The sequence below is a fragment of the Sulfuricurvum sp. genome (assembly GCF_049305995.1).
Lineage (GTDB): Bacteria > Campylobacterota > Campylobacteria > Campylobacterales > Sulfurimonadaceae > Sulfuricurvum.
In genome coordinates this window covers 1-1,839 of sequence record NZ_JBAQPS010000385.1, presented here as the reverse complement: position 1 = coordinate 1,839, position 1,839 = coordinate 1, and the positions used below count along the sequence as shown (strand labels likewise).

The following is a 1,839-nucleotide window of genomic DNA, read 5'->3' as shown; positions in this document are numbered from 1 at the left end:
TCTGAGACGAAACAAGTTTTACGCTCTGTCGTTGTAGGATCGGAAGAATTTTTTAATAATATTACCTATATGAATATCATTGATAATCATCTTGTCGCTTCGACCGGAACAGCTGTATTGGCTCTTTCGCAAAAAGAAGCGCGTGAAAAGTATGAAATCCGTAACATCGCTTATACGGCAGATGGTATTTGGCTAACGACGAAACAAGGTGAGATTATTGCACTAACTCCAACATTGCAGTTTAAAGCGAAAAAGAAGTTCCCTTTTGCACATTTTGTAGGAATTAGTGTTCAAAGTGATCGTGTGTATGTATTGGAACAAGGGGGTTATATGATCGCATTAACAACGAACCTTTTAGCCTATGATGTGTACGATATTGACATGGATATGGATAATAAAATTTTTGTAGGGGACGGGCGTTTTTATTTTGACGACCGATATATTAATATCAAATAATGTCGAAAGAGCTTGATGCTTTTATTGAATATATAACAGTCATTAAAGCTCTTAATCCTCGAACCATTAAAGCTTATCATACTGATTTATCTGATCTTGAAGCTGTTTCCTCTAAAAACTTAGTTGAGCTTGATTCCAGTGAAATTTTTCGGATACTTGGAAATTTACAAAATAAACGGACGCTTAACCGTAAACTCTCATCTTTTAATTCTTTTGTCGATTTTTGTCATCGTCATCAGTTTAATTTTATCTCTTCTAAAATTGCTCTCTCAAAAATTCCTAAAAATCTTCCTAGATATTTATCCTATCAAATGATTCAAGAGGGGCTTAAAAGAGTTGAAATGGATGAATGGTTAGGGTTACGTGATTATGCATTATTGTTATTTTTATATGCTACAGGTGTCCGTATTAGCGAATGTCTTGCTGTAAATGAGGAAGATATTGAGGGAGAATGGCTTCGTATCCGATACGGTAAAGGAGAAAAAGAACGGTATGTGCCGATTGCTCCCGAAGCTCTAAAAGCACTACGCGCTTATCAAGAAGCATCTCCTTATCATCGTTTAAATATTTGGTTAAATTATCGAGGAGAGCCTTTAAGTCGCATATCGGCTTTTAAAATTACTCAAAAATATCTAAATGTTTCTCCTCATGCGTTACGACATTCGTACGCAACAGCATTGATTCTCGGAGGTGCAGATTTACGTGTTGTGCAAGAACTTCTTGGGCACGCATCATTGCTAACAACACAAATCTATACACATGTGCAAAAACATAATCTCAAAGAGACGGTTTTGAATTATCATCCAATGGCAAAATACTAAAAATCTCTTTTAACTACTTTTTTGTACGTATAGGTAAAATTTCATTATTTTATAGAATAATGTTCATGTTATACTTTCTATAAATAATCCACAGGTTGGTTCTTCATGACAAGCAAGGCGGGCACTTTTGGAATATGATGTCATTATCATCGGTGCAGGGATAAACGGCTGTTGTAGTGCTTATATTCTGACGCAAAGAGGTCTAAAGGTTGCTTTGATCGATCAAGATGGCATCGCTTCAGGTGGAAGCGGAGCAGCAGGGGCATTTATCTCACCCAAAATCTCCAAAGCAGGATTTCTCAAAGAGATTATGGGTGAAGCGCACACTGAAGCTCTTGAATTTTACACCACGCATTTTCCTGACTTTACCTTCAAAAAACCACTTTTACATATCGCAAACTCTCCGCAAGAATCTGAAAAACTCGAACATTTCAAACGTGAGACCTCTTTGCATCACTCAGTGATCGATGAGCAGTTACAATCACTCCTTACCACAGAAGCCTCAGAGGATAGCTATATTTATTTTTCTGAAGGTGCCGTTGTCGATGCTCAGGGGGTATGC

General features: G+C 37.1%; 2 protein-coding genes and 1 pseudogene. All 3 read left to right on the top strand.

From position 1 onward, the window contains the following. Window positions 1–456: pseudogene (locus WA010_RS12865) on the top strand (hypothetical protein); the annotation flags it as partial. Further along, entirely contained in the window at window positions 456–1,277 is an 822-nt protein-coding gene (locus WA010_RS12860; RefSeq protein ID WP_422557518.1) for a tyrosine-type recombinase/integrase, read from the top strand. The pseudogene WA010_RS12865 and the gene WA010_RS12860, both read left to right, overlap by 1 nt. Before the next feature lie 127 nt (window positions 1,278–1,404). Beyond that, window positions 1,405–1,839: FAD-dependent oxidoreductase (locus WA010_RS12855; RefSeq protein WP_422557517.1), on the top strand; the 435-nt coding region annotated here is incomplete at its 3' end.

Coding starts and splice junctions, on each gene's coding strand:
- WA010_RS12860 (WP_422557518.1), top strand. CDS start 456: ATGTCGAAAGAGCTTGATGCTTTTATTGAATATATAACAGTCATTAAA.